We start from the raw sequence: 26746 nt of genomic DNA on the forward strand, positions 1-26746 counted from the left end.
CAGCAGCGTCGCGCCGTTGCCGGCGCCCTGGGCAGCCCAGTCGGCGAGCTGGCGCGTGAGGGCCGGGTTGTCGCGGCGGTCGGCGGCGCCATCGATGGGCGTCAGCGCGGTGTCGTCGTAACGCTGGCGTACGCGGGGCAGGCGCGGGGCCAGCGCCAGCGCCACCGCTACGGCCGCGGCGAGGGTGACGCTCAGCACGCGAAGCGGCTCCGAAGTTCGCCCAGGTTGAGCTCGTCGAGGATCGCCTCGAGGCGTTCCATGGCGTTCTTGCGGGGCTGGCCGGTGCGCTTGGCGATGATCAGCTCGTTCTTCATGGAGTGCTCCCAGCCGACGAGTTCGGTCACCGTGAGCTGGTAGCCGTGGGCTTCGAGCTGCAGGCAGCGCAGCACGTTGGTGAGCTGGCTGCCGAATTCGCGGGTGTGGATCGGGTGGCGCCAGATTTCGGACAGCGGCGTCTTGCCGAAGCTGGCGTTCTTGTTCTTGCGCAGCACGCTGGCGACCTCGGCCTGGCAGCACGGCACCAGCACCACGAACTTCGCCTCTTTGGCGAGGGCGAACTGGATTGCGTCGTCGGTAGCGGTGTTGCAGGCGTGGAGCGCGGTCACCACGTCGATGCGCTCGGGCAGCAGATTGGAGCGGGTGGATTCCTCGACCGACAGATCGAGAAACTGCATCCGCGGAAAATCCAGTTTTTCGGCGAGCGTGCGGGAGCGCTCGACCAGCTCGCGGCGGGTTTCGATGCCGTACACGGTGCCGGCGTCGCGGGCCTTCAGGAACAGGTCGTAGAGGATGAAGCCGAGGTACGACTTGCCGGCGCCGTGGTCGGCGAGGGTGAGTTCGCCGCCGCCGGCGATCACCTCGTCGAGCAGCGGCTCGATGAACTGGTAGAGGTGATAGACCTGCTTGAGCTTGCGCCGGCTGTCCTGGTTGAGCTGGCCGTCGCGGGTGAGGATGTGGAGCTCCTTGAGCAGCTCGATCGACTGGCCCTTGCGGATCTCCGGGTGGCGCGCGGGCGCAGGCGCGACCGGGGCGGCGGGGTTGCGCTTAGCCATTGCGCTTGGTGTGGGCCATGCCCAGCGCCATCCAGCCGGCGATGCCCATCTTGCTGAGGGTTTCCATGTTGCGCTCGTAGATCATCTCGGCGTCGGGGAAGGCTTCGACGGCCTTGTCGAGGCTGGCTTCGCGGATCAGGTGCAGCGTGGGGTAGGGCGCGCGGTTGGTGTAGTTGGTGATGTCGTCGGGCTCGGTGCCCTCGAACTGAAACTGGGGGTGGAAGCTGGCGATCTGGATGACGCCTTCGAGCTCGTGCTCGGTCACGGCTTCGTCGGCGATCTGGTGCACGTCGTTGAAGTCGAGGAAGTCGGGGAACAGCGTGGGGTGGATCAGGAGCGTGGTGTCGGTGACTTCGGGATCGACCTCGGCCAGGTGGTCGAGCTCGCGGTCGAGATCTTCGAGGAAAGCGTCGATGTGGCGGGCGCTGCTCACCACGATCCGCACCTGGTTCTTCACGTAGACCGACTTGGCAAACGGGCACAGGTTGAGGCCGATGACGGCCTTTTCGATCCAGTCGCGGGTTTCAGCAATGACTTGTTCGTGGTCCATGGGGAGCTTTCGGGCAGAGTTTCCTTCGAGGGTCGCCATTTTGCCCTGATAATGGCGGGTTTTCATTGATTCAACGCACGCCCATGGCTATCCAGTGGTTTCCCGGACACATGACTTCCGCCCGCAAGAAGGCGGCGGAGAGCATGGAACGCATCGACGTGGTGATCGAGGTGCTCGACGCGCGCCTGCCCGAGGCGAGCAGCAACCCGATGATCCGCGAGCTGCGCGTCCATCGTCAGCGGCCCTGCCTGAAGATCCTGAACAAGGCCGATCTGGCCGATCCGGACGTCACCGCCCGCTGGCTGGCGTACTACAACGCCCAGAAGGGCGTGACGGCGGTGGCACTGTCGTGCAAGAAGCCCGGTGACGTGGCCAAGGTGGTGGGCCTGTGCCGGCCCCTGGCGCCGCACCGCAACGACCGCCTGAAGCCGCTGCGGATGATGATCATGGGCATCCCCAACGTGGGCAAATCCACGCTGATGAACGCCCTGCTCAAGAAGAAGGTGGCCAAGGTGGGCGACGAGCCGGCCGTCACCAAGAGCCAGCAGGCGCTGGATCTGTCGCCCACCGCGTCGCTGATCGACACGCCGGGGATGATGTGGCCGAAGATCGAGTTCGACTCGGACGGCTACATGCTGGCGGCGAGCCACGCCATCGGCCGCAACGCGGTGATCGACGAGGCAGTGGCCAACTTCCTGGGCGACGTGCTGCTGGCCCGCTACCCGGCGCTGGTTGCTGCGCGCTACAAGATCGCGGTTGCCGGGCTGGACGGCCCGGGGCTGGTGGAAGCCATCGCCCGCCGCCGCGGCTGCCTGCTCAAGGGCGGCGGGCTGGACATCGAGAAGGCCTCGCTGATCCTGCTGCAGGATTACCGCGACGGCGCCATCGGCCGGGTGAGCCTGGAGTCACCGGAAACCCGCAAGCTGATGCTGGAAGCCCACGCCGAGGCGATGGCTGCGAAGGCGGCGGCCAAGGCGGCCGGCGAAGTCGATGCCAACGCGCCGGATGAGCCGGAGGCCGACGCGGGTAAGTAACCAGAACCGCATTTGACGCAAAAACGGCAACAATCAAAGCCTGATTGTTGCCGTTTTTGTTTTGAATGCAGCGGGGAGATTTACACCCGCATCAGCAGGATCTTCAGCGGCGGCTTGCCGTCGAGGCTGGGGAAGTCTTCTTCCGGGGTGATCCACTCCATCTCGCGGATCGGCCGGCCGGCCTTGGCGGCGCTGCGGGTGAGCTGCTCGGCCCAGGCGTCGCGGTCCACCTGCGCCACGTTGTTGCAGCAGATCAGCGTGCCGCCCGGCTTGGTGCACAGCAGTGCCGGTTTGAAGAGGGCCGGGTAGTCGTTGATGAGATCGACCACGCCGAAGGCGCTCTTGGCGTAGCGGGGCGGGTCGAGGAAGACCACGTCGAACTGGTGGGGCGCGAGCTCGGGGAAGGGCGGCAGGCGCTTGCCGCGCACCATCTTGGGCTGGCCGATGCCGGCGAGCTGGCGCAGGGCGGCGAAGGCGTCGCTCTTCACGAAGCGCACGCGGATCGGCAGGTCGTTGAGGCGGGCGTTGTCCTTGCCCACGGCGAGGCTGGATTCGGCGAAATCCACATTCACCACATGGCTGGCGCCGGCCTTGGCGGCGGCCACGCCCACGCCGCAGGTGTAGGCGAAGACGTTGAGCACCGACTTGCCGACGGCCTCCGCCATCACCCGGCGGCGCGCGGCGCGCAGGTCGAGGAATAGCCACGGGTCCTGGCCGGCGTGGCGGGCCTGCACCCAATATTTGACGCCCAGCTCGGAGAACTCCCGGCGGGTTTCGGCCTGCTGCTGGCGCTCGGGTGGCAGCGGGTTGGCGATGCGCGAGTTGGCGTGGCTGCGGTCGTTGTAGAACAGGTCGAGGCCGGGGAAGGCCGCGGCGTAGAAGGCTTCGAGGGCTTCGAGCGCGGCGGGCGAGAGCGGATCGTGGAAGCTCTGGACGAGGATGATGCTGCCGTAGCGGTCGACGGTGAGGCCGGGGTGGCCTTCGGCGGTGCCGTGGAAGAGCCGGAAGGCGTCGGTGTGATCCGAGGCCAGGCGGGCGAGGAGGTCGCGCCGGGCGTCGAGGGCGCGGGCGAGGGCTGCGGTGAGGTTGGCGGGCATCAGGTTGCGGCAGGTGGGGTTCAGAGGCCGAAGAATTCTCGGATTTTCTTGCGCAGGACGGCGACTTCGGACGACGGCGGCAATTCTGCGCCGGGCTTGTCCTTGGCGTAGCCTTTTTCGAGGTCGTCGAAGCGGGACAGGCGCCGGTTGAGGATGGTGGAGATGCCTTCGGCGAGCTCGGGGCGGGCGCGGATGATGTGCTCGAAACCGGCCTTGTCGAGGCGGTAGGCCTCGATGTCGGAGATGGCGATGACGGTGGAGCGGCGCGGGGCGCCGGTCATCAGGCCGAGCTCGCCGAACACGCTGCCGGGGCCGCGGGTGTCGATCAGGCGCTGGGGGCCGCCGTCCGGCGGTTGCCACCAGGCTTCGGCTTCGCCGCTGGCGATGATGTACAGCCAGTGGGCGATGGCGCCCTGGCGGAACAGGGTGTCGCCCTTGGCAAAGGGCGCGGCGATCAGGCGGTGGGCGAGCTCGAGTTTTTCTTCGTCGGAGAAGCGGGCAAACAGGTCGATGCCCGAGATGGCGCGGACGCGGCGTTCGAGCTCGCGGGCGCGGACCTCCTCCCGGTGGGCCTTGTTCTCCTCGACCAGGTGGATGGTCTGGTCGGCCACGGCGAGGCGGATGCCCTCGCGCTGGAGCGCAGCCAGGACGTGGCGGCGCACTTCGGAATCGGTGGCCTCGTCGGGGCCCGGGTCGAGCAGCCAGTAGCGCAGCTGGTAACGGGCGAAACCGGGGCCGAAATCCATCAGCAGGCACAGGGGCGCGGGCTCAAGGCTGACGTTGGTGATGCGGGCGGTCTCGATGTCATGGAGCACGGCCGCGGTCACCCGCGCCGGCGCCACCGACAGATCGACGTTGAAGCCGACGATCCGGCGCTGCAGCGGCACCCCCTGGCGCTTGTTGCAGATCACCGAGTAGCGGTTCTTCATCAGGTGGCTGTTGGGAATGACCACCCGCTCGCCGTCGCGGGTGAGGATGGCGGTGTAGCGCCACTGGATGTCGGTGACCTTGCCGGAGATGTCGTTGATCTCGATCCAGTCGCCGATCTCGAGGGAGTTGTCCATCTGCAGCGCGAGGCCGCCCAGCAGGTTGCCGAGGGTGTCCTGCATGGAGATGGCGACCACCGCGGTGAGCACCGCCGAGGTGGCGAACAGGTGGCTGAACTCGACGCCACCCATCGAGAGGCGCAGGAAGCCCCACAGCACGTAGGTGATGATGACCAGGATGTCGGCGAGGATGCCGGCCACCTGCACGCGCATGCGCGGCATCACCACGTTGAAGAAGGCGAGGCCCAGGTAGCGGATCACCGCCAGGCCTTCGCCGAACACCGCCATCTCGCGCAGCCAGTGGACCATGCCCTGGGGCAGGTGGCCTTCGAGCAGGCCGGCCGCCAGATCGCCCAGCAGGCAGGTGAGGAAGAACACGCCGGTGTTCACCAGCGAGCGGCGCCAGGCTTGAAGGGGCTTGAAGATCAGCACCCCGACCACGAGCATCAGCAGGATGGCGAAGGGGGCTTCGGGGCTGAGATAGGCGAAGGGCATCGACGTGGCGAGGCGGTTCCGGCGGACAGATGAGCAGGTTTACGGATCGCGCCGGCCCGCATGTAGGGGCCGGCGCGAAACGTGGCGGTCAGGCGGGCGTCAGAGGGCCGCGCTGAGGCGGGCGGCCATGGCGTCGAGATCGGCGCGGTTGGGTGCGACGGCGGGCCAGAAGGGCAGCAGGTGGTCGTCGTTGAAGCGCGGCAGGACGTGGATGTGGAAGTGGAAGACGGTCTGGCCGCCGGCCACTTCGTTGGCCTGGAAGAGGGTGACGCCGTCGCAGCCAGTGACGGCCTTGACCGCCTTGGCGACCTTGGCCGTGGCCTGGAAGACGGCGGCGGAGAGGGTGTCGTCCAGCTCGAAGATGTCCTTGCGGTGGGGCTTGACGATCACCAGGGCGTGGCCCGGGTGGGCCGCCATGATGTTCATGAAGGACATCGTGTGCTCGTCTTCGTGGATCTTCGAGGCGGGCAGTTCGCCTCTCACGATGCGGCAGAAGATGCAGTCGTCCATGGGTGTTGTCTCCGTTGTCGTTGTTATCTTTACCCGACCCTACGCCCCGGCTTCCCGTTCGGCAAGGGCCCGGGCGAGGTTGCGCTCGGTCTGCCAGCTGCGGCGTTCGGGGTCGGCGTTGGCGTAGCGGTGGCTTTCGTCCGGCGAGAGGGACCGGAAGCTCTCGACGGTGCGCTGGAGCAGGTCGTGGTGGGGCAGCATGGTGCCGAAGAACAGCACGGTGTCGCGGCGCTGGATGAGCACGGTGGGGAAGTTCTCCACGTCGTAGTCGTCCAGCAGGTCGGCTTCGTCTTCCACGTCGAGCCACAGGAAGCGGGCATCGGGGAAGCGCTCGGCGAGGGCGTGGAAGCCGTCGCGGTAGTCGCGGCAGGTGCCACACCAAGCGGCGCACAGGCAGGCGACGAGGAGTTCCGGCGATTGGGTCATGGCGCGGCGGGTGGCTCGGGGGTGTCGGCTTGATCGGGGGCGGCCGGGGTTTCCAGCGCGACCCATTTTATCCACTGGCCGCAGGCGTTGCGCGGGCCGCGGCGGGAGGTGTTGTGCCACGGGCCGTCCTGGCACAGGCCGCGGTCGTTGTCCTCGTCGTAGTCGACGGTGTCGGGCTCCGCACCGGGCCGGCGTTCGCCGCCCCAGCGGTTGCACGACAGGCAGCGGCGGCGGTCGATGTGCTGGCTGGCCACGGACGGATCAGGGCTTGGGGCCCTCGACCGCCTTGAGCGGTGCGCGCAGGGCGTCGAAACGGGCCGGGGCGACGTACTGGAGCAGCTCGCGGCCCTTGCTGTCGAGCACCACGTCGAGCCCGCGGGTGGGGTAGAGCAGGTGCTCCACGTGGTCGTTCACGCGGATGCGTTCGGCGGGCTGGCCGAAGCGTTCGAGGATCACCGCCTCGTCGAGCTGGGCCGACGGGATGAAGGCGAGCCCGCGGATCGGCGCGGCCAGCGCGGCGGCCATGTCGGCCTCGGCGAGGGTCGCCTTGCGGGTGGTGCTCTGCATGTATTCCGTCTTGGGGGCGCGCTCGCGCATGGTGTCGATGGTGGCGGCGGGCAGATCGGCGGTGACGATCAACTTGCCCGCCACGAAGCCGGCGGTGACGCTCTCGTAGTAGCCCTCCACGTTGCCAGCCTCGTTGGGCTCGGCGACGATCGCCAGCTGCATCTCGGGGCCGAAGTGGGTGCGGGCATCGGCCAGCGTGCTGCGCCCGAGGGTGAGGTCGAAGACCCGGGATTCGCCGCTGGACAGGGTTTCGATCTGCCAGGGCAGGCCGCGGCTGGGCACGGCGCTACCCGAGTGGTGGGTGAAGGTCCACACGGCGGGGCCGACGATCGCTGCGAGGGCCAGCAGGATGAGGGAGATGGCGAGTTTCATGGGGTCTCAGTGGGGGGCGTGGAAGCCGTCGGGCACCTTGGCGTGGAACTGTACGGGCACCGCCGGCATGTCGAGCACCGACTTGCGGATGCGCCCGACCACGTGCATCTCGCAGCGCTTGCAGTCGAAGCGCAGGGTGAGCTTCTCCTTGCCGTTGATGAGGGTCATCGGGTCGGGCTTGATGCCCTTCACTTCCTTCGGGCACAGGTTGAAGCTGTAGCGCAGGCAGTGCTTGGTGATCATCAGCGAGGCGTCGTCCAGGTGCTCGTTGGCCTCGTAGGCGGCCTCGATGAGCTGCACGCCGTGGCGGTGGTAGAAATCCCGCGCCTTCTGGTTGAGCACGTTGGCGAGGTAGGAGAGCTCGGTTTCGGGGTATTGCACCGGCGGCTCGACGGCAGCGCGGCGGGGCAGCGGCGCCAGGGCGGCGACGCGCGCGGCTTCGAGCTTTTCGGCGGCGTCGCGGCGCAGGGCGTTGATGGCGCCGGCGGGCAGGAACCAGGCCTGACTGAGCTGCAGATCGGTGCTGCGCGCGCTGAAGATGGTGGTGCCGAGCTTGCCCAGGCTTTCGCGCAGGCCGGTGATCGCCCGGTCGGCGTCCTTGGCGGGCTCCTTGGCGTGGGGCAGGTTGGCGGTGACGCGGATGCCGGTCTCGTCGGTGAGGGTGAGCGCGAAGCCGTCGGGCGTCTCGGCGAAGACCACATCCACGTCGATGCGGCGCTCGGCGGATTTCTTCTCGAGCATCTTCTCGAACTCATGGTCGCGGTTGCGGAAGATGCCGGTGCCGGGGAAGAGTTCGGCCGGGATCGCGTCGGCGGTGTGGACGCGGAAATCCTCGCCGATCTTCTCGGCGCGGTTCACGCGCAGGCCGACGAGTTCGCCCTTGCGATCGTAGAAGGTGAGGCCGTCGCCGTTGTGGAGCTCGACCGCGCTGGTGGTGTCGAAGTGGCGGCGCTGCTTGCCGTCCAGGCGGATCACGCTGCCCACCGGCTCGCCCACGAACTTGGGCGAATCGAAGGCGCCGATGTCGGCGGTGCGGCCATTGACGAAGTAATCGGTGGCGCCGCGGTTGAAGGTCTTGTCGGCCAGCGGCTGGAACAGGAAGGTGCTGCGCCCGGCGGACGTGCGGCTGTACTCCGGCGAATCCGCCATGATCTCGTCGAGCAGCAGGCGGTAGTGGGCGGTGATGTTCTTGACGTAGGCCATGTCTTTATACCGGCCTTCGATCTTGAAGCTGGAAATCCCCGCCTCGGCCAGCGCGCGCAGGTTGGCGGACTGGTTGTTGTCCTTCATCGACAGCAGGTGCTGGTTGCTGGCGACGAGGTTGCCATCCTTGTCGGCGAGATCGTAGGGCAGGCGGCAGGCCTGGGAGCATTCGCCCCGGTTGGCGCTGCGGCCGGTGTGGGCGTGGCTGATGTAGCACTGACCCGAGAAGGCCACGCACAGGGCGCCATGGATGAAGAACTCCAGTGCGCAGTCGGTGGCAGCGGCCACTTTGCGGATCTCGGTGAGGGTCATCTCCCGCGCCAGCACGATCTGCGAGAAACCCACGTCCTGCAGGAAGCGGGCTTTCTCGGGATGGCGGATATCCGTTTGCGTGCTGGCGTGGAGCTGGATCGGCGGCAGGTCGAGCTCCAGCAGGCCCATGTCCTGCACGATCAGCGCGTCGGCGCCGGCCTCATGCACCTGGCGGATCAGGCGCTCGGCGCTGGCCACCTCCTCGTCGTGGAGGATGGTGTTGCAGGTGACGAACACCCGCGCCCCAAAGCGGTGGGCGTGGCGGGCGAGGCGCTCGATGTCGGCGACGGTGTTCTCGGCGTTGGCGCGCGCGCCAAAGGCCGGGCCGCCGATGTAGATGGCGTCGGCGCCGTGATTGACCGCCTCGATGCCGATGTCGGCGTTCTTGGCGGGCGCGAGGAGTTCGAGCTGCTTGCGGGATTGGGTCATGACTTGCTACTCCTGGGGTGCCCGGTGGCGGGCGTGGGCCGCTCAAATGGCAGCTTTTTTCAACCCGCCATTATCGCCCGCCACCGGGGCAGCGTCGAGGTAATCAGCCCTCGGTCAGCCCTTGCTGCGCTTCTCGCGCCGCAGCGACAACACCACCGCGCCACCGATCAGCAACGCCACCACCGCCAGCGAGATCGCCACCGGGATCTTCACCACATCCACCAGCAGCATCTTGGCGCCGATGAAGACCAGCACCAGCGCCAGGCCATACTTGAGCAGCGAGAAGCGGTCGGCCATGCCGGCCATCAGGAAGTACATCGCCCGCAGGCCGAGGATCGCGAACAGGTTGGAGGTGAGCACGATGAACGGATCAGTGGTGATCGCGAAGATCGCCGGGATCGAATCGACCGCGAAGATCACGTCGGAGAGTTCGACCATCACCAGCACCAGGAACAGCGGCGTCACGTAGCGCACGGCCTTGCCGGCTTCCTTGCGGGTGATGAAGAAGTTCTCGCCGTGGAGCCGGTCGGTCACCTTCACGTGGTTGCGGATCCAGCGGATCAGCGGGTTGTTGGCGAGATCCGGCTGGGCCTCGGCGAACCACCACATCTTGACGCCGGTGATCAGCAGGAAGGCGCCGAACACGTAGAGCAGCCAGTGGAACTGGGTGATGAGCCACGCGCCGGCAAAGATCATGATCGTGCGCAGCACGATCGCGCCCAGCACGCCGAAGGTGAGCACGCGCTTCTGCAGCTCCAGCGGGATCGCGAAGAAGCTGAACAGCATCAGCCACACGAACACGTTATCGACGGCCAGGGATTTCTCGATGAGATAGCCGGTGAGGAATTCCAGCGCCTTGGTGTTGGCGACATCGCGGCCCACCGTGGAATCCAGCCAGGCCCACAACGCCGCAGCGAAGGCCAGCGTGACGCCGACCCAGATGCCCGACCAGGTGGCCGCCTCCTTGAACGAAACCCGATGCTGTCGCCCGCCGCCTACCGCTAGCAGGTCGATGGCCAGCATCACCAGGACGAGGCCGAAGAAGCCCGCCCACATCCACCACGTACCGATTGATTCCATGAAACTGTCTCCAAGTCCGGATTGCATCCGCCGTTACGCACCGCCTGGGGCAGAAAACGGAACGGCCCTTTGTCCAGCGAGGACGAAGGGCCGTTGAATCCTGAGAGGTGACTCTCACGGGGATGCCTTCGCCATCGCGGCAAAGGTCTTGCTCGCTGCCGTCTGGTGACGACAACCCGGGGCGCCGGAAAGGCAAACCTGCAACCTTTCGTGGTGACGACGCCGCGGCGGAAGAGCTACTCCCCCTTGGGACGCCTCAAGATTAGCCGGTGAGCCCTGCGCAGGTCAAGGGCCGATGTGATCCGCCCACGCCAGACCGCTTGCGCCGGCGAGCGGGGGCGGTTAAGGTCGAAAAGCCCGAAGCGCAAGCGTTGACGGGCTTTTCTGCCGAATGACCCAACCCGATCGCCTCGCCCAATTCCCTGCCGCCGCCATGAAATTCTTGCGTGTCTATCTCAATCGCCTGCAAAACCTGCCGGACGCCCACGACACGGTGGTCGTCATCGACGTGCTGCGCTCCTTCACCACCGCCGCGGTGGCGCTCCACCGGGGCGCGACCGCGATCTATCCGGTGGAGGGCGTGTCGGCCGGCATCGTGCTGGCGGGGCAGCTCGACCGGGCCGTGTCGGTGGGGGCGATCGAAGGGGGTGATCCGGCGCCGGGTTTCGAATACGGCAACTCGCCGGCGGCGCTGCTCACCGCCGATCTGGCCGGGCGCCCGGTGGTGATGAGCACCGCCGCGGGGGTGCGCGGGCTGCAGCGCTTCCGGCAGGCGCGGCAGCTCTACGCGGCGAGTCTGGTGTGTGCCCGCGCCACCGCCGAGGCGATCCGCCGGTCCGGGGCCGAGGAGGTGTGCTTCGTGATCACCGGCGAATGGGTGGATCGGGACGGCGACGAGGACGTGGCCTGCGCCGATTTCATCGAGGCCCTGCTGCGCGGCGAGCCGGTGGTGCCGGCGGATTTTGCGCGGCGGGTGCGCGAGTCGGATTTTGGCCGGCGCTTCGTGGCCGGCACCTGGCCCAACCTGCCGCTGGCCGACCTGGAACTTGCTGCCCAGGTGGATCGCTTCGATTTTGCGATGCCGGTGGTGCGGGAAGGCGAGCGGATGCTGATCCGCTGAGCCACCGTCTGGCTACGCCGCCCTTGGCGCCCGCGCCGCGGGCTGGAACAATCCGCCCTTTCGCAAACTTCATCGGTGCACGCCATGGAATCCAGACTCACCGAAATCGAGATCAAGCTCGCCCTCACCGAAGATCTGGTGGACACCCTCAACCTGACGGTGCATCGCCAGCAGGAGCAGATCGACGCCCTGCAGCGCCAGATACGTCAGCTTTACCAGCAGATGCAGTCGGCCAGCGCGTCGGCCGAGAGCCACGACCTGCGCGACGAGATCCCGCCGCACTATTGATCGCAGCCCGGCTTTGTGGCGCGGAGCGTGGCGTTTTGAACGCCCATGACATTTTTCCACGCCGCATGGCTGGCCGACCGGCTATAACGACGATCGGGCGATCCGTGCGGTTGCGCTGCCGGTTGCCGCCAACCAACAAGAAATCAGGAGGAGTTCCATGCCCAATGCCGACTTGACGCGCTTCGTCGCCCAGGCCCGGGAACACGCCCACGAGGCGCTCGCGAGCCTTGGTACGCTGCCCGATGGCGTATCGGTCGCCCGCTTCATTGCCGACTACGGCAAGGTGGGCGACATGGTCCATTACGTCACCGTGCCCGACGCGGCCGCCGAGGCGGTGAGCAAGGTCGAGGCCGCCCACGGTGCCGACGGCGCGAAGACCTTCCTCCGCGCGGCCCTCGCTCAGGGCGCGGCCGACCTGCTCGAATCCGGCCGGCTCGACGCGCTGCCGCCGCGCATCGTGCATTACCACGTCAAGCACATGGGCCGCATCGCCGGTGCCACCGCCGCCAACGCCGACTGGATGAACATCAAGGGCGATCTCTTCCACAAGGATTTCGGCCTCATCACCCTGCGCCTGTTCGCCGCTGCGGCGCAGCTGCTGGACATCCGCTGCGGCATCCCGCGCTCGATCCTGTTCACCGAGGGTGCGCTGGCCAGCGTGAAGAAGGGCCAGGCGATCATGCAGATGGGCGGCTTCAAGCCCTACGTGCAGATCCACACCCACCTGTCGGACCTGGACGATTTCAACGAGGAAGGCTGGAACGAGTGCTACCGCTGCTGTGCGGAGCTCTACGAGAAGATGCCGCAGTTGCTGGGCATGTTCGGCGCCAGCTGGTTCTACGATCCGGTGCTCGACGACATCAGCCCGCGGCTTGCTTACCTGCGCAAGATTCCCCAGGACGGCGGCGCCCACGTGCTGTACGTGAGCACCGGCGGCGATCACATCGACAACGCCACCTCCACCTCGCCCAGCCGCCGCAAGCTCTACGAAGAAGGCAAGTACATGCCCAAGAGCTATATGCTCGCCTGGGGCAAGCGCGAGCAGATCGACTGGGCCAGGCGAAACCCGCGCTGAGGCGGGCCGGCGAAGGTTTTAGTGCAGGGTGTCGGGCGGCGTGAGCGGCTCGACATCCACCCACACGTCGCCGTCCTCGCTCTCGCGGATCATCAGGCCGAAGGTGGCGAAGGCGGCGTGCACGTCGCGGCGCAGCGGCACGTCGGCCAGCTCGCCCGGCTCGATGGCGTGGCCGGCGGCCAGATGCTGGGCGGTGGTCATCCAGATCGGCGACAGGAAGGACTTGCTCACCCGCTCGGCCATCTCGGCGCTTACCGCCTTGAGGGGCTGCTCCATTCCGTCCAGATAGCCCTGCACGTGGGCCACGGCCTGCATCAGGTGGGCGATGCGGCCGGTGCTCTTGGCAAACAGGCCGTCCAGATCCTGGTCCGCAAAATACAGGGTGATCTCTTCCTGCATGCCGCCGGGCAGCGCTTCGAGGAGCGCGGCGAGGTGGTTGAGCAGCAGGTCGGAATCCGCCGGCAGCGACCACGCGGTGCGCCGGTTGATGCGGTATTCCTGCCACATCACCGCCACGATGGGCGCCAGCGCGCGGGCCAGCGGGGTGCCGGCTTCTGCTGCTGTGGCCGGGCGGGCCGCGTCGTGCAGGCGCCAGCATTCCTTGTGCAGGTGGTGGATCAGGCGGGCGATCTCGGCGCTATCGCCCTCGAGGATCGACCACAGCTTGACGCCATTAACCAGCAGCGTGAAACCTGGGCTGCTATCGACGATGCGCGACAGGTGCTCGCCGGCGGCGGGCGTCACGCCAAAGCGCGCCTCGGCGGTGGCCAGGTCGTCGGCCACCACGATGCGATCCAGGGCTGAGAGATCGAGATCCCCGTCGCGGGCCACGATGCGCTGGATCAGCGCCTCGATGACCTGACGGATGAGGGTGGCGTTGGCACTCGAAACCGGGCCGTCGAATTCGATGTTCATGATCGGCGGAAAAAAAGAAAAAGGCCCGGACGCTGATCGCCGGGCCCGGAGTTGGGGCGGATTATTCTTCTTCGACGTGGCGCAGCGACAGGTCGATGGCGCGGACGTCCTTGGTCAGGCTGCCAATGGAGATGCGATCTACGCCGGTCTCGGCGATGGCGCGCACACGCTCCAGATTGACACCGCCGGAGGCCTCAAGCTCGGCGCGGCCGGCATTGATCTCGACGGCCTGGCGCATTTCGGCCAGCTGCATGTTGTCGAGGAGGATCATCTTGGCGCCAGCGGCGAGGGCTTCCTCGAGCTGAACCAGGTTCTCCACTTCCACCTCGATGAACACGTTGGACGGGGCAAACGAGCGGGCCTGCTCGATCACCGCCTTGATGCTGCCGGCGGCGATGATGTGGTTTTCCTTGATCAGGATGCCGTCGTAGAGGCCGATCCGGTGGTTGGTGCCGCCGCCCACCTTGACCGCGTACTTCTGCGCGAGGCGCAGGCCGGGGAGGGTCTTGCGGGTGTCGACGATCTTGGCCTTGGTGCCGGCCACCGCCTGCACGAAGGTGGAGGTCAGCGTTGCCGTGCCCGAGAGCAGCTGGACGAAATTGAGGGCAGTGCGCTCGGCGGTGAGCAGGGCGCGGGCAGAGGCGTCGATCTCGCACAGCAGCTGGCCGGGCTTGATGCGCTCGCCGTCACGCACATGCCAGATCACAGAGGCGTCGGGCTCGAGGGCGGTGAAGGCGGCGTCGAACCACGCGGTGCCGCACAGCACGGCATCCTCGCGGGTGATCACACGGCCGCGGGCCATGCGGGTGGCAGGAATGAGTCGGGCGGTGAGGTCGCCGGTGCCGATGTCTTCGGCCAGAGAGGCCGCCACGGAGCGCTGGACTTCAACGCGAAGCTGTTCAGTAAATTCCATCGGGGTCACCTTAGTCGTGCTGAGGGGGGATTCTAACATCCGGGGGCGGGGCGGACGGCAGCGAGTGGCGGCCGGGGACGTGTGCGCCCGCTGACTGCCCCGCAGTGCTGGATGTCTAGCCTGACTGGCGCACTGCTAGCTGGGCAGCTCGTCGTTGTGCTGCTCGTGATCCACATCGGCAAGGGGCATCGGGTTGGTGGACGCGCCTAGAACAGCAAAGGACACGACGCCAAAACCCTTGCCTTTCAGATTGTCCCGCCAGAGGAGTACCCCTTTGATCAGATCGAAGCAATAGATCTCGCCGTAGCAACCGGCAAACAGCTTGTCGCCATCAACAAGCGTGCTGACGAATCCGGGGCCGGTTGCCCAAAAGGCTTTCTCGAACTGATATTTCCAGACCGGCTTTCCCGTCGATTTCTCGAAGGCGAGTAAGTGGCCTCGGGTGCCGACGATGAGGATCTCGGACGGGGTGATGGGGTGTTGCTTCATGAGAAATGGGGCAACGTCCGGTCCGTTTCGAGGAGGCTCAGTTGTCTGGTGCGGTAGTTTGCGGCTTCACCACCTGAGGTTTGGTCAGCCCTTGCGGCCAATAGACGATGCAGGCAGCCGGTGCGTCCCCATAGCAATTGCTGGCTTGATAGCTGGAGAAATCGGGGCTGAAACCCATTCCGCGCATGCACATCGCCTGCTCCTGGATCTTCTGCGGGCCGGCGCTGAGGCGATCGACGAAGTCGCATTGTTTGAGTGCCGTATTGACGTCAGTCTTGGCCGTCGGGGTGGGCTTCCACATCTCATGGGCCGCCTTGGGGGGCTGGCCATATGACGCACAGCCTGCGAGGCAGGCGGCGATCAGGCCTGAAATCAGTGCTTTCATCGTTATTCATCCATCTGGAGTTGGTCAAAAGCAGGAAGGTCGCGAACCCACCCGCCGGAGAAGGCAAGGCAAAGGAAAGGATTGCGCCCTCAGGGGCGTTGGCGATCATCCAGTACGGGCACGCAGCGGACCTCGGTCCTGACCGAGTTGGCAATGAAGCACGCTTCGTGTGCCCGGTGATGAAGCGCTTCGATTTCGCCGGCCGACGGAATGGTCTTGCCCGAGAACCTGACGTCCGGACGAAGGGTGACTTGCGAAACGAACAGTTTTCCTTGGGCGTTCTTGTCCATCTTCCCTTCGGCGCTGTCGTGGTATCGATCGACGACGAAGCCCTGATGGGCCGCGAGAGAGAGAAACCAGAGCATGTGGCAGCTGGACAGCGCGGCGACGAAACACTCTTCCGGGTCAACCGCGTCGGTGGCCGAGTACGGCACAGGGACGACGTGCGGTGACGACGACCCCTGGACCTCGATGCCCCCATCGAACCTGAGGGTGTGGCGTCGGCTGTACTTGTTGTCGATGAACTTCTGGTCGCCTCGCGACCAGATGATCTCTGCGGTGTAGGTGGCCATGATGATTTCCAGGTGCGCGATTCAGCCGACTGGGAAAGGGCGCTCAGGTGGGCAAGGGTTGAAATGCGCCGTAGCGGGCGCGGGGCAGGCGATACAGGCAATGGGCGCGCAGGGCACTGCCTTCAGGCAGTTGAGGGTGCACAAAGGTGCCGGACGCGTGCATGCCGAGCCTCTCCATGACTGCGCGAGATCTGGCGTTTCCGACGGCCGTGAAGGACACGATCTCGTCGAGATCGAGGGACGTGAAGCCGACTTTGAGCGCGCCGCGTGCGGCCTCGGAGGCCAGGCCTTTGCCCCAATGTGCAAAGGCAAGCCGCCAGCCGATTTCCACGCATGGCGAGAACGGGAGCTCGGCTGAGGGCGTGTGCAGGCCGACGAACCCGATGAATTCGCGCGAGGTTTTCAGTTCTGCAGCCCAGAAACCCCAGCCACGTTCCCGGATCAACGTTTCGCAACGATCGGCGATCGCGTCGCTCTCGGCGCGGGTGAGCCGAGAAGGGAAGAACGCCATGACTCGTGAATCGGCATTGAGCGCGGAAAAGGGCTCGCGGTCGGCTGGCCTCCACTGGCGCAGGACAAGGCGCTCGGTTTCGAATTCGATGAGGTCCGGCATTGGCAATGGGGCGGGTGGGTGAGGGCGGATGTCGAGTCTGTTGTCGTTCGCATGGCGCTGACGCCCGGGTGACGCCATTGGCCTCAGTCCCGGGTCGGCGCCACCGTGGACAACAAACTGAATGCCGGCGGAATTTATCGTCAGCCCGCCCGGATGGCAAGCCCTTCGTCATTTTTCCCGGTTGCGCGCGGCACGTTTCTGCAGCCGGGCTTGCGGGCGCAGGTTGGCTCAATCGATCCCGTAGCGCCGTAGCCGGTTGGCGATGGCGGAGTGGGAGGTGCCGAGGCGCTTTGCGAGGCGGCGGCTGGAGGGGAATTCCTTGTAGAGCCGCTGCAGCAGTTCCTTCTCGAAATCGGCGACGGCCTGTTCGAGGGTGAGCACCTCGCCGGACTGGGCGGGGGTGGTGACCTGGGCGAGTTCCAGGTCTTCGGCCTGGATGATGCTGCGCTCGGTCATGGTGACGGTGCGGAAGATCACGTTCTGGAGCTGCCGCACGTTGCCGGCCCATGGGTTGTCGAGCATCGCCGCGCAGGCGCTCTGGGACAGGCGCATGGGCGGCCTGGCCGCCTGGGCGCAGGCGCGGGCGAGGAAGGCGTGGGCGAGGGGCAGGATGTCGCCGGGCCGCTCCCGCAGCGGCGGCACCTGCAGGTTGAGCACGTTGAGGCGGAACAGCAGATCCTCGCGAAAATGGCCGGAGCTGGCCATGGCTTCCAGCGAGCGGTGGGTGGCGCTGATGATGCGCACGTTCATGCGTACCTCGCGCTCGCCGCCGACCCGCCGGAAGCTGCCGTCGTTCAGGAAGCGCAGCAGCTTGGCCTGCAGGTAGGGCGACATCTCGCCGATTTCATCCAGAAACACCGTGCCGCCGTCGGCGAGCTCCAGCAGCCCCGGCTTGCCGCCGCGCAGGCCGCCGGTGAAGGCGCCGGCGGAGTAGCCGAAGAGCTCGCTCTCGGCGAGGTTCTCGGGCAGCGCCGCGCAGTTGAGGGCGAAGAAGGGCTGGCTGCGGCGGCTGCTGCTGGCGTGGCAGGCGTGGGCGAGGAGCTCCTTGCCGGTGCCGGTCTCGCCGGTGATGAGCAGCGGCGCATCGACCATCGCCATGCGCGCCGCCCGCTGCTTGAGCTGTTCGATCTCCGGCGAGGTGCCGAGGATGGCGTCGAAGCCGCCGGCGTCGTAGTTCTGCAGCGCGCTCATGCGCTCGCCCATGCGGCTGGGGGCGTGCAGGGTGAGCACCGCGCCGGCCACGCGCCCGCCGGTTTCGTGGAGCGGCATGGTCTCGAGCAGGAAGGGTTCGCCGCTGATCACCACTTCGCACGCCGGCAGGTGGTAGTCGGCCGCTGCCAGATCGCGCAGGAGGTCGGGCTTGCCGATCAGGCCCTGGATCGAGGTGCCGATCAGGCTGCCTTCGGCCAGCCGGCAGGCGGCGCTGGCCGCGCCGTTGGCGATCACCACCCGCCCGGCTTCGTCGATGGCGAACACCGGGTCGGGCTGGGAGGCGAGCAGGGCGTCCAGGTAGAGCCGCCGCTGGGCGCCGGGCAGCATGCCCACGGGCTCGACGCTGAGCACGCCTCTCAGCAGGAACAGGTGCTCGCGCAGCGCATTGAAGCTGCGCTCGTCCAGCTCCGGGGCCTCGATGAAGATGTGGGGCGGGTCCACCTCGACCGCGGTGACGTTGAAGCTCCGCCGGGCCAGCTCGGCGAGCACTTCCTGGGCGATCCCGACCCGGTCGGAGAAGAACACGTCAATGCGCATGGGTGAAGCCTTTGTATCGATTTCTTTACAGTGTATTGAAAAGTGTACGACTTTCTCAATTCATTGAAACAAAAGGAAAAGCGCGTGCCGGCCGGCGCGTTGTTTGGGGTGGGCTGTAACGAAATCGATACGGTGCGCAGCCGGGATGGATGGGTTGAATTTCCAGAGTGCTGTTTTTAAAAGGATTTTCAATCTGGCACGAGACTGGCTATGGGTCTCGCAGACAGATGAACAACCCGAATTGAAAAGGAGAATCCCCATGCGCGTCCTCGTCCTCGGCAGTGGCGTCATCGGCACCACCGCCGCCTACTACCTGGCCAAGGCCGGCCACGAAGTCACGGTGGTGGACCGTCAGCCCGGCCCGGCCCAGGAGACCAGTTTCGCCAACGCCGGCGAGGTGTCGCCGGGCTATTCCGCCCCGTGGGCGGGCCCGGGGGTGCCGGTCAAGGCCATCAAGTGGATGCTGATGCACCACAGCCCGCTGGTCATCAAGCCGCTGCTGGACCCGTCCATGTGGCGCTGGTGCGTGGCGATGCTGAAGAACTGCACCACGACCGCGTATCACACCAACAAGGCGCGCATGGTGCGCGTCGCCGAATACAGCCGCGACTGCCTGAAGGAGTTGCGCGCCGAAACCGGCATCACCTACGACGAGCGCACCCAGGGCACGCTGCAGCTGTTCCGCACCGAGAAGCAGCTGGACGGCATCGGCAAGGACGTGGACATCCTGCGGGAATCCGGCGTCCCCTTCCAGCTCCTCGACCAGAACGGCTACCTGGCCTACGAGCCGGCCCTGGCGGCGGTGAAGCACAAGTTCGTCGGCGCCCTGCGCCTGCCCGGCGACGAGACCGGCGACTGCCACCTGTTCACCTGCCGGCTGGCCCGCATGGCCGAAGGGCTGGGCGCGCGCTTCCGGTTCGGCACCGCGATCCACGGTATCGAGCAGGACGGCGCCCGCGTCACCGGCATCCGCACCGATGCCGGCGTGCTCACCGCCGACCACTACGTGCTGGCCCTCGGCAGCTATTCCACCAAGCTGCTCGGGCAGGTGGGCATCGACATCCCGGTCTATCCGGTCAAGGGTTACTCGATCACCGTGCCCGTTGCCGATGCAGCGATGGCGCCCGAATCCACCGTGATGGACGAGACCCACAAGGTGGCGGTGACCCGCCTGGGCGACCGCATCCGCGTGGGCGGCACGGCGCAGCTGTCGGGTTTCGACCTGAGCCTGGACGGCAGGCGTCGCGAGACGCTGGAGTTCGTGGTGTCCGATCTCTTCCCACACGGGGGTGACGTCTCCCGCGCCGAATTCTGGACGGGCCTGCGTCCGATGACGCCCGACGGCACCCCGATCATCGGCCCGAGCCGCTTTTCAAACCTCACCCTCAGCACCGGCCACGGCACCCTGGGCTGGACGATGGCCGCCGGCACCGGCCGCGTCGTGGCCGACATGGTGAGCGGACGCCAGCCCGAGATCCCCGTTGCCGACCTCAGCGTCGCCCGCTACGCCTGAGCCCGGCATTCCCATCCATCCACCCAACCCATACCAAAGGAGACACCCCATGAAAATAATCGACACCAGCGCCGCGCCCAAAGCCATCGGCCCTTACGCCCAGGCTGTGTTCATCGACGGCTGGCTTTACAGCTCCGGCCAGATTCCCCTCACCGCCGACGGCCAGCTGGCCGGCCCCGACATCGAGGCGCAGACCGATCAGGTCTTCGACAACCTCGAGGCGGTGCTGGCCGCGGCCGGGGCGTCCCTCGCCCAGGTCGTCAAAGCCACGGTCTTCGTGAAGGACCTGGAGGATTTCGCCCGCCTCAACAGTGTGTATGCCCGCCGCTTCGGCGCGCACACGCCGGCCCGGTCCACCGTCGAGGTCGCGCGGTTGCCGCGGGACGTGAAGGTTGAAATCGAAGTGGTGGCCCGACTGGCCTGATTGCTTTTCCCATCTTTGACGGCCCGCATCTTGCACGGGCCGTGATGAAAGGATCTTGTCATGACAGATGTAAAAGCAATGCTGGCTGAGGAAAGTGCCCACGAGGCGCGTGATCTCCATCGTGGCCTCAAGGACCGGCACATTCAGATGATTGCCCTCGGGGGCGCGATCGGCGTGGGCCTGTTCCTGGGGGCCGGCCGCGCGATCTCGGTGGCCGGGCCCGGGCTGCTGCTGAGTTACGCGGTGGGCGGGCTGATCATCTTCTTCATCATGCGGGCGCTCGGCGAGCTGCTGCTGTACCGCCCGGTGGCCGGCTCGTTCGCGTCCTACGCCGAGGAGTTCATCGGCCCCTTCGCGGGCTTTGCCACCGGCTGGTCGTACTGGTTCACCTGGGTGACGATCGGCATGGCCGAGATCACCGCGGTGGCGGTGTATGTCAATTACTGGTTTCCGGACGTGCCCCAGTGGATACCGGCGCTCGTCACGCTTGCCGTGCTGTATTCGGCCAACCGGATCTCGGTGGCGCTGTTCGGCGAGCTGGAGTTCTGGTTCGCGTTGATCAAGGTGGTCACCATCGTCGGGATGATCCTCGTCGGTCTGGCGATCATCTGCTTCGACATCACCCCGCTGGGCAAGACGGCCAGCTTCTCCAACCTGTGGAGCCACGGCGGTTTCATGCCCTTCGGCATCCTCGGCGTGGTGATGACCCTGCAGATCGTGATGTTCGCCTACCAGGGCGTCGAGCTGATCGGCGTGACGGCCGGCGAGGCCCAGAACCCCGAGCGGGTGCTGCCCAGCGCCACCAACAGCATCATCTGGCGGATCCTCGCCTTCTACGTGGGCGCGCTGGTCATCATGATGGCGCTGGTGCCCTGGAGCGAACTGCGGCCCGGCGTCAGCCCCTTCGTGTTCGTGTTTGAACGCATCGGCATCCCCGGTGCCGCCGGCCTCATCAACTTCGTGGTCATCACCGCGGCGGCCTCGTCGTGCAACAGCGGCATCTTCAGCACCGGCCGCATGCTCTACACCCTGGCCCAGTTCCGTCAGGCGCCGAAGGCCCTCGGCCGGGTGAATCGCCACCATCTGCCGGCCAACGCCATCACCCTCTCGACCCTGGTGATGAGCATCGGCGTGGTGCTCAACTATCTGGTGCCCGAGCAGGTCTTCGTGTGGGTGACCAGCATCTCGCTCATCGGCGCCTTGTGGACCTGGACGATCATCGTCCTCGCCCACCTCGGCTATCGCCGGGCCGTGGCGGCCGGCACCGTCAAGGCGGTGTCCTTCCGGATGCCCGGCGCGCCCTACATGAACTGGGTCGTGGTGGCCTTCATGGTGGCGGTGTGCGGGCTCCTGGCCCTCGACCCCAGCACCCGCGTGGCGCTCTACGTGGCGCCGGTGTGGTTCGCCCTGCTGGGCATCGGCTATCGCCTCTGCGCCAACGACAACGGTGCTGCTGCCCCCAAAGCGGTGCCCGTCCGGCTCCAGCCCGAATCCGAATCCTGAAAGACCTCAAGCATGATCGACTCGAATGTGACCAAGGCCGGCGCCGTGCTGACCATTGATCTCAATGCCCTGTGCGACAACTGGCGCCTGCTCCGGCGCCAGGCCGAGGGCGCCGAATGCGCCGCCGTCGTCAAGGCCGACGCCTACGGCCTTGGCGCCGACCGCGTGGCCCCGGCTTTGTATCGCGCCGGCTGCCGCAGCTTCTTCGTGGCCCACCTGACCGAAGGCATCCGCCTGCGTGCGGTGCTGCCTGACCAGGCCGCGATGATCTACGTGCTGCACGGCCCGCACCCCGGCTCGGAGCGGGAGTTTGTCCGCAGCCGGCTGGTGCCCGTGCTCAACAGCCTGGCCCAGGTGAAGGCCTGGCAGACCCTCGCCCAGTGGGAGGACGGCGTGCTCCCGGCCGTGCTGCAGGTGGATACGGGCATGGCCCGGCTCGGGCTGGGTGAGGACGAGTTCGCCAGCCTGATCGCGCATCCGGCCCTGCTCGACGGGCTGGCCCTGCAGTTCGTGATGAGCCATCTGGTGAGCGCCGAAGCGCAGGACGACCCGATCAATCGCCGACAGCTGGCGCGCTTCCAGGCGGCGCTGGCGCAGCTGCCGGGGATGCGCGGCAGCCTCGCCAACTCGTCCGGGGTCTTCCTGGGCGGCGAGTACCACTTCGGGCTGGTCCGCCCGGGCGCCGCGCTGTACGGCGTCGCCCCGGTGGCGGGGCAGGCCAACCCCATGCGGCCGGTGATCCGCCTGCAGGGCAAGGTGCTGCAGACCCGGCGCATCGACGCCGGCACGGCGGTGGGCTACGGCCACACCTGGACGGCCAGCCGCCCGTCTCGGCTCGCCACCGTGGCGGTGGGTTATGCGGACGGCTACCTGCGCAGCCTGAGCAATCGCGGCCTGGCCAGCTACGAAGGCACGCCGCTGCCGCTGGTGGGCAACATCTCCATGGACACGATCATCGTGGATGTCACCGACGTGCCCGAGGGGCGCATCGTCGAGGGCGCCTTCGTCGATCTGGCCGACCCCATCAACGGCGTCGACGCCATCGCCGAACGGGCCGGCACCATCGGCTACGAGATCCTCACCAGCCTGGGGCGGCGCTACGCGCGCAACTACATCGAAGGCGGCCGCATCCAGCCGGATTGATGCCTTGCGGCCCGGGGTGGCTTAGCGGCGCCGCCCCGGGCCGGAACTTTCTGCCGTTTTCCGTGATGCCCACCGGATTTCACGCCACCCGCCGCACCCGACCCCTGCCGTTCCGGCAATCGGCAGCGAATATCCGCCGGCAGCTTTTGCCCGGGGCGACGTTTCCCGCGCGGGGTAAGGCCTGCGGGGCGGCGTGCAGGCCAATGTCTTAACCCAACTTTACCTCCCTTAACCTGTTCCGCCGCCAAGCGGGGGTGGGCGCGGGCCGTTATCTTGCTAAGAACCGGGGGCAGGCGCAGGCCGCCCGGAGCAATTCCGGCAACCCACGGCAACACAGCGGAAAGGAAGGATCATGGTCAGCAGCATCAGCAGTTACAGCAGCGCGTCGGCGATGGCGATGACGCGCCCCGACCCCAGCCAGATGGCGAGCAAGCTGTTCTCCAGGCTGGACACGAAGGGCCAGGGCTTCATCGAGCAGAGCGATCTGCAGTCGGCGTTCAGCCAGGTGTTCGGCAACGCGTCGTCGTCCCAGGCGAACGACGCCAGCAGCCAGCTGTTCAGCGCGCTCGATGGCGACAGCAACGGCAAGGTGACGGAGAGTGAGTTCTCCACCGGCATGCAGAAGCTCGCCGAGGCGCTGGACAGCCAGGCCTTCAGCAGCCGCATGGGCGGCGCGGGCGGGATGCCGCCGCCTCCACCGCCGGGCGGCGGTCAGGACGACGCGGGTTTCACCAAGGACGAGCTGCAGAGTCAGCTGGAGGAAATCGGCAGCACCGACAGCAAGCGCTCGTCGCTGATCTCCAGCGTGGTCGAAAACTTCGACAAGGCCGACACCAACGGCGACGGCAAGGTGAGCGCCACCGAGGCGATGGCCTACGAACAATCCACCCAGAGCAGCACCTCAGGCAGTTCAACCCAGACCGGCAGCACCAGCTCGTCGAGCCAGACCGACGCCATGCTGGCCCACCGGCTGATGGAACTGATGCGCGCCTATGGTGGTGATTCGACCACGTCGGCGGCGAGCAGCGCGCTGTCCGTGTCGGCCTGAGTCGGATGTCTCTTGCAGGTAGGGCTGTAGGTCGGACTTCAGTCCGACAGCACGGGTAGATCTGAGCCGACGTGTCGGACTGAAGTCCGACCTACAGGGATGAGTGCGCGGCTAGCGGCACCACTGTTTTTCCCAGGGCTCGTCGTCGTTGTTGTCATCCATCTTGGTGCCCGGGCAATACAAGTGAAGTTGCTCGTCGGGGCCGGGCGCGCAGCACGATGCCTCATCGCGCCGCTTCAGGTCGGACTGCTGGTTGGATTGTAGGTAGGGCCGTAGGTCGGACTTCAGTCCGACAGCACGGGTTGATCTGAGCCAACGTGTCGGACTGAAGTCCGACCTACAGTCCTACAGTTCCACAGTCCGATCTCCGGTTCACCTACCGCGCCTGCGCTAGAGATTCAGCCCAGCCCGCGGGCGACGATCTCCCACACCTGTGCTTCCATATCCGCCGCGAGGCAATCCACTTCGGTCAGATCGCCCCAGTTTTCGCGGAAGTTGCGTTGCCAGGTGATCTGGCGCTTGGCGAGCTGGCGGGTGGCGAAGACGCCCTTGTCGCGGAAGGTGCGCATGTCGCACTGGCCGTCCAGAAATTCCAGCGCCTGCCGGTAGCCCACGCAGCGCATCGACGGCAGGTTGGGGTCGAGCTGGTAGTGGCGGCGCAGGCGGATCACCTCGTCCACGAAGCCGGCCAGCAGCATGGTGTCGAAGCGGCGCTCGATGCGGGCGTGGAGCACGGCCCGGTCGCTGGGGGCGAGGGCGATAGGGATGAAGCGGTGGGTCGCTTCGGATTCATCGCGCCTGGCGTAGCTGTCGGCCAGCGGGCGGCCGGTGAGGCGGACGATCTCGAGCGCGCGCTGGATGCGCTGGGCGTCGTTGGGCTTGAGGCGGGCGGCGGCGTCCGGGTCGAGGGCGGCGAGCTGGGCGTGCAGCGCCGGCCAGCCGTCGCGGGCGGCGGTGTCTTCGATGTCCTTGCGCAGTTGCGGGTCGGCCTCGGGGAGCTCGGACAGCCCTTCGCGCAGGGCCTTGTAATACAGCATCGTGCCGCCCACCAGCAGCGGCACCTTGCCGCGGGCGGTGATCTCGCCCATCAGCCGGCGCGCGTCCTCGCAGAAGCGGGCGGCGGAGTACGCCTCTTCAGGGCTCACGATGTCGATGAGATGGTGCGGGCAGGCGGCCTGCTCGTCGGCGCTCGGCTTGGCGGTGCCGATGTCCATGTCGCGATACACGAGGGCCGAATCGACGCTGATGATCTCGACCGGCAGGCGCCGCGCGAGGGCCAGCGCGCAGGCGGTCTTGCCGCTGGCGGTGGGGCCGAGTAACAGGATGGCGGGCGGAAGCGGCGTGGTTTCGGGCATGATTCGGGCCTTGGCAATCGCGCATTGTAGCGGGTGGAGAAATTCGGTTGAACGCATCGGGCTGGAGTCGGATCGGGCGGGCGCTGCTGGCGGGCGCGCTGCTGCTGTGGGCGGGGCTGGCGGCGGCGAAGGGGCCGCTGTTCCTGTGGGAGCTGCGGGACGGCGAGGGCACGCTTCGCGCTTGGCTGTACGGCACGATCCACGTGTGCGACGCGGGGTGCTTTCCGCTACCGGCGGATGTGCGCGCGGCCTTTGCGGGCGCCGACAGCCTGGCGCTGGAGCTCGATCCGGAAGACCCGGGCCTCACCCGGCTGCTGATGCAGGCGGCGCGGCTGCCGGCCGGCGAGCGGCTCGACGACATCCTGCCGCCCGCGCTGCGGCCCCGCGTGGCGTTGGCGATGGATCGGCTGGGCCTGCCCCGGGCGGTGCTCCAGGGCATGCAGCCGTGGATGGTGAGCACGCTCCTCACCTTGAAGGCGGCGGAGCGGGCCGGCTACGGGGCAGGGCAGGGGATTGACCTCTCGCTGGCCCGCGACGCCCGCGCCCGGGGCATCGAACTCTGGCCGCTGGAGCGGGTCGAGCAACAGGTGGCGGCGCTCTCGGCCGGCGGCGACAAGGCTCAGGTAGCCTACCTGACCGAGGTCGTCTCGCTGATCGAGGACGATGCCGCGCCCGAATACTTTGCTTCGATACTGCGCGCCTGGCGCACCGGCGACGTGGCCGAGATCGACCGCATCCTGCGCGAGGAATCCGGCGGGCCCGACGCCGCGCCGCTACTCGAGGCGCTGCTCGATGCACGCAACGTGGAGATGGCCGAGGCCATCGAGCGCGGCCTCAAGCCCGGCCGCCGGCCCTTCATCGCGGTGGGTGCCGGGCACATCGGCGGCAAGGGTGGACTGCTGGAAATACTCGCCGCGCGGGGTTACGCGCTGCGGCAGGTGCACGATGCCAACGACTGACACCACTCACGCGGAGCAGGCATGACCGACATCTTCATCAGCTACGCCAGCGAAGACCGGGCGCGCGCCGGGCAGTTTGCCTCGGCCTTCGAGGTGCGGGGCTGGTCGGTGTGGTGGGATCGGCGGATCGTGCCGGGCCAGGCTTTCGATGCGGCCATCGAGCAGGCGCTGGAGGCGGCGAAATGCGTGGTGGTGCTGTGGTCGCCGGATTCGGCGGCCTCGGAATGGGTGAAGAACGAAGCTGCCGTGGGCGCCGAGCGGGGCGTGCTGGTGCCGGCGATGATCGTGCCGGTCAGGCTGCCGCTGGAGTTCCGCCGCAAGCAGACGGCGGATCTGACCGACTGGCGCGGGGCAGTGGATCATCCGGGCTTTGCGTCGCTGTGCGAGGCGGTGGAGCCACTGCTGGGTGAGACGCCCCGTGCGCCGGTGGCGCCGCCCACGCTGCCGGCACCGGCTGGCAACCGGCGGCTGCCGCTGCTGGCGGCGCTGGGGGCGGTGCTGGCGGGTTT

General features: G+C 67.1%; 30 protein-coding genes. 11 read left to right on the plus strand and 19 right to left on the minus strand.

Going from position 1 to position 26746, the window contains the following annotated elements:
• The 3 genes from QQK25_RS18380 to QQK25_RS18390 form a co-directional block, all read right to left on the minus strand.
• Window positions 1-198, minus strand: a 198-nt coding sequence (locus QQK25_RS18380; protein WP_284189245.1) for a hypothetical protein, incomplete at its 3' end; no start/stop codon positions are given.
• Window positions 192-1052, minus strand: coding sequence for a class I SAM-dependent methyltransferase (locus QQK25_RS18385; protein ID WP_284189246.1), 861 nt, complete (start codon window positions 1050-1052; stop codon window positions 192-194). The genes QQK25_RS18385 and QQK25_RS18380, both read right to left, overlap by 7 nt.
• On the minus strand, window positions 1045-1602 hold the full coding sequence (locus tag QQK25_RS18390; RefSeq protein WP_284189247.1) for a DUF1415 domain-containing protein: 558 nt from the start codon (window positions 1600-1602) through the stop codon (window positions 1045-1047). Before QQK25_RS18390 ends, QQK25_RS18385 begins: the two co-directional genes overlap by 8 nt.
• A gap of 83 nt (window positions 1603-1685) precedes the next feature.
• Here QQK25_RS18390 and ylqF point away from each other — a divergent pair, with 83 nt between their 5' ends.
• On the plus strand, window positions 1686-2636 hold the full coding sequence (ylqF, locus tag QQK25_RS18395) for a ribosome biogenesis GTPase YlqF (RefSeq protein ID WP_284189248.1): 951 nt from the start codon (window positions 1686-1688) through the stop codon (window positions 2634-2636).
• Window positions 2637-2716: 80 nt separating this feature from the next.
• On the opposite strand, the gene QQK25_RS18400 is transcribed toward ylqF, so the two are convergent.
• From QQK25_RS18400 to QQK25_RS18435, 8 genes are all read right to left on the minus strand, one after another.
• Window positions 2717-3733 carry a class I SAM-dependent rRNA methyltransferase gene (locus QQK25_RS18400; RefSeq protein ID WP_284189249.1) on the minus strand — a complete coding sequence of 339 codons (1017 nt, stop codon included), beginning with the start codon at window positions 3731-3733 and terminating at the stop codon, window positions 2717-2719.
• 20 nt (window positions 3734-3753) lie between these two features.
• Window positions 3754-5274, minus strand: a complete 1521-nt coding sequence (locus tag QQK25_RS18405) for a mechanosensitive ion channel family protein (protein ID WP_284189250.1) — start codon at window positions 5272-5274, stop codon at window positions 3754-3756.
• A 99-nt stretch (window positions 5275-5373) separates the two neighbouring features.
• Entirely contained in the window at window positions 5374-5784 is a 411-nt protein-coding gene (locus QQK25_RS18410; protein ID WP_153163412.1) for an HIT family protein, read from the minus strand.
• A gap of 39 nt (window positions 5785-5823) precedes the next feature.
• Window positions 5824-6210, minus strand: coding sequence for a thioredoxin family protein (locus QQK25_RS18415; RefSeq protein WP_284189251.1), 387 nt, complete (start codon window positions 6208-6210; stop codon window positions 5824-5826).
• On the minus strand, window positions 6207-6464 hold the full coding sequence (locus tag QQK25_RS18420) for a hypothetical protein (RefSeq protein ID WP_284189252.1): 258 nt from the start codon (window positions 6462-6464) through the stop codon (window positions 6207-6209). Before QQK25_RS18420 ends, QQK25_RS18415 begins: the two co-directional genes overlap by 4 nt.
• Before the next feature lie 7 nt (window positions 6465-6471).
• Window positions 6472-7149, minus strand: coding sequence for a hypothetical protein (locus QQK25_RS18425; RefSeq protein WP_284189253.1), 678 nt, complete (start codon window positions 7147-7149; stop codon window positions 6472-6474).
• Between the two features lie 6 nt (window positions 7150-7155).
• The gene (locus QQK25_RS18430; protein ID WP_284189254.1) at window positions 7156-9093 is read right to left on the minus strand and encodes a peptidase U32 family protein; all 1938 of its coding nucleotides are present in this window, start codon (window positions 9091-9093) and stop codon (window positions 7156-7158) included.
• 114 nt (window positions 9094-9207) lie between these two features.
• Window positions 9208-10173 (minus strand): TerC family protein, encoded by a 966-nt coding sequence (locus QQK25_RS18435; protein ID WP_284189255.1) that lies wholly within the window; start codon window positions 10171-10173, stop codon window positions 9208-9210.
• Window positions 10174-10606: 433 nt separating this feature from the next.
• Here QQK25_RS18435 and QQK25_RS18440 point away from each other — a divergent pair, with 433 nt between their 5' ends.
• From QQK25_RS18440 to QQK25_RS18450, 3 genes are all read left to right on the plus strand, one after another.
• Window positions 10607-11293, plus strand: a complete 687-nt coding sequence (locus tag QQK25_RS18440; protein ID WP_284189256.1) for a 2-phosphosulfolactate phosphatase — start codon at window positions 10607-10609, stop codon at window positions 11291-11293.
• An 84-nt stretch (window positions 11294-11377) separates the two neighbouring features.
• Window positions 11378-11581, plus strand: a complete 204-nt coding sequence (locus QQK25_RS18445; protein WP_284189257.1) for a SlyX family protein — start codon at window positions 11378-11380, stop codon at window positions 11579-11581.
• Between the two features lie 157 nt (window positions 11582-11738).
• Entirely contained in the window at window positions 11739-12656 is a 918-nt protein-coding gene (locus tag QQK25_RS18450; protein WP_284189258.1) for a hypothetical protein, read from the plus strand.
• An 18-nt stretch (window positions 12657-12674) separates the two neighbouring features.
• Here QQK25_RS18450 and QQK25_RS18455 read toward each other — a convergent pair whose 3' ends face one another.
• From QQK25_RS18455 to QQK25_RS18485, 7 genes are all read right to left on the minus strand, one after another.
• Window positions 12675-13571 carry a hypothetical protein gene (locus tag QQK25_RS18455; RefSeq protein WP_284189259.1) on the minus strand — a complete coding sequence of 299 codons (897 nt, stop codon included), beginning with the start codon at window positions 13569-13571 and terminating at the stop codon, window positions 12675-12677.
• A 61-nt stretch (window positions 13572-13632) separates the two neighbouring features.
• Entirely contained in the window at window positions 13633-14484 is an 852-nt protein-coding gene (gene nadC / locus QQK25_RS18460; protein ID WP_284189260.1) for a carboxylating nicotinate-nucleotide diphosphorylase, read from the minus strand.
• A gap of 135 nt (window positions 14485-14619) precedes the next feature.
• The gene (locus QQK25_RS18465) at window positions 14620-14973 is read right to left on the minus strand and encodes an outer membrane protein assembly factor BamB family protein (RefSeq protein ID WP_284189261.1); all 354 of its coding nucleotides are present in this window, start codon (window positions 14971-14973) and stop codon (window positions 14620-14622) included.
• Between the two features lie 37 nt (window positions 14974-15010).
• The gene (locus tag QQK25_RS18470) at window positions 15011-15358 is read right to left on the minus strand and encodes a hypothetical protein (protein WP_284189262.1); all 348 of its coding nucleotides are present in this window, start codon (window positions 15356-15358) and stop codon (window positions 15011-15013) included.
• Window positions 15359-15447: 89 nt separating this feature from the next.
• Window positions 15448-15930: an OsmC family protein gene (locus QQK25_RS18475; RefSeq protein WP_284189263.1), complete on the minus strand. Its 483-nt coding sequence runs from the start codon at window positions 15928-15930 to the stop codon at window positions 15448-15450.
• 43 nt (window positions 15931-15973) lie between these two features.
• Window positions 15974-16543 carry a GNAT family N-acetyltransferase gene (locus QQK25_RS18480; protein WP_284189264.1) on the minus strand — a complete coding sequence of 190 codons (570 nt, stop codon included), beginning with the start codon at window positions 16541-16543 and terminating at the stop codon, window positions 15974-15976.
• A gap of 228 nt (window positions 16544-16771) precedes the next feature.
• Complete coding sequence (locus tag QQK25_RS18485) at window positions 16772-18292, minus strand: sigma-54-dependent transcriptional regulator (protein WP_284189265.1); 1521 nt, start codon at window positions 18290-18292, stop codon at window positions 16772-16774.
• 259 nt (window positions 18293-18551) lie between these two features.
• Between QQK25_RS18485 and QQK25_RS18490 the strand changes: the two genes are divergently transcribed.
• From QQK25_RS18490 to QQK25_RS18510, 5 genes are all read left to right on the plus strand, one after another.
• Entirely contained in the window at window positions 18552-19805 is a 1254-nt protein-coding gene (locus QQK25_RS18490) for a D-amino acid dehydrogenase (protein ID WP_284189266.1), read from the plus strand.
• A gap of 49 nt (window positions 19806-19854) precedes the next feature.
• Entirely contained in the window at window positions 19855-20229 is a 375-nt protein-coding gene (locus tag QQK25_RS18495; protein WP_284189267.1) for a RidA family protein, read from the plus strand.
• Between the two features lie 60 nt (window positions 20230-20289).
• Complete coding sequence (locus QQK25_RS18500; protein ID WP_284189268.1) at window positions 20290-21732, plus strand: amino acid permease; 1443 nt, start codon at window positions 20290-20292, stop codon at window positions 21730-21732.
• A 12-nt stretch (window positions 21733-21744) separates the two neighbouring features.
• Entirely contained in the window at window positions 21745-22875 is a 1131-nt protein-coding gene (alr, locus tag QQK25_RS18505; protein ID WP_284189269.1) for an alanine racemase, read from the plus strand.
• A 352-nt stretch (window positions 22876-23227) separates the two neighbouring features.
• Window positions 23228-23923 (plus strand): EF-hand domain-containing protein, encoded by a 696-nt coding sequence (locus QQK25_RS18510; protein WP_284189270.1) that lies wholly within the window; start codon window positions 23228-23230, stop codon window positions 23921-23923.
• A 398-nt stretch (window positions 23924-24321) separates the two neighbouring features.
• On the opposite strand, the gene miaA is transcribed toward QQK25_RS18510, so the two are convergent.
• The gene (gene miaA / locus QQK25_RS18515; protein WP_284189271.1) at window positions 24322-25278 is read right to left on the minus strand and encodes a tRNA (adenosine(37)-N6)-dimethylallyltransferase MiaA; all 957 of its coding nucleotides are present in this window, start codon (window positions 25276-25278) and stop codon (window positions 24322-24324) included.
• A gap of 47 nt (window positions 25279-25325) precedes the next feature.
• Here miaA and QQK25_RS18520 point away from each other — a divergent pair, with 47 nt between their 5' ends.
• Both QQK25_RS18520 and QQK25_RS18525 read left to right on the plus strand, forming a co-directional pair.
• Entirely contained in the window at window positions 25326-26237 is a 912-nt protein-coding gene (locus QQK25_RS18520; protein WP_284189272.1) for a TraB/GumN family protein, read from the plus strand.
• A 21-nt stretch (window positions 26238-26258) separates the two neighbouring features.
• Window positions 26259-26746, plus strand: a 488-nt coding sequence (locus QQK25_RS18525; RefSeq protein ID WP_284189273.1) for a toll/interleukin-1 receptor domain-containing protein, incomplete at its 3' end; no start/stop codon positions are given.

The organism is Zoogloea oryzae (assembly GCF_030161255.1).
Taxonomy (GTDB): Bacteria; Pseudomonadota; Gammaproteobacteria; order Burkholderiales; family Rhodocyclaceae; genus Zoogloea; species Zoogloea oryzae.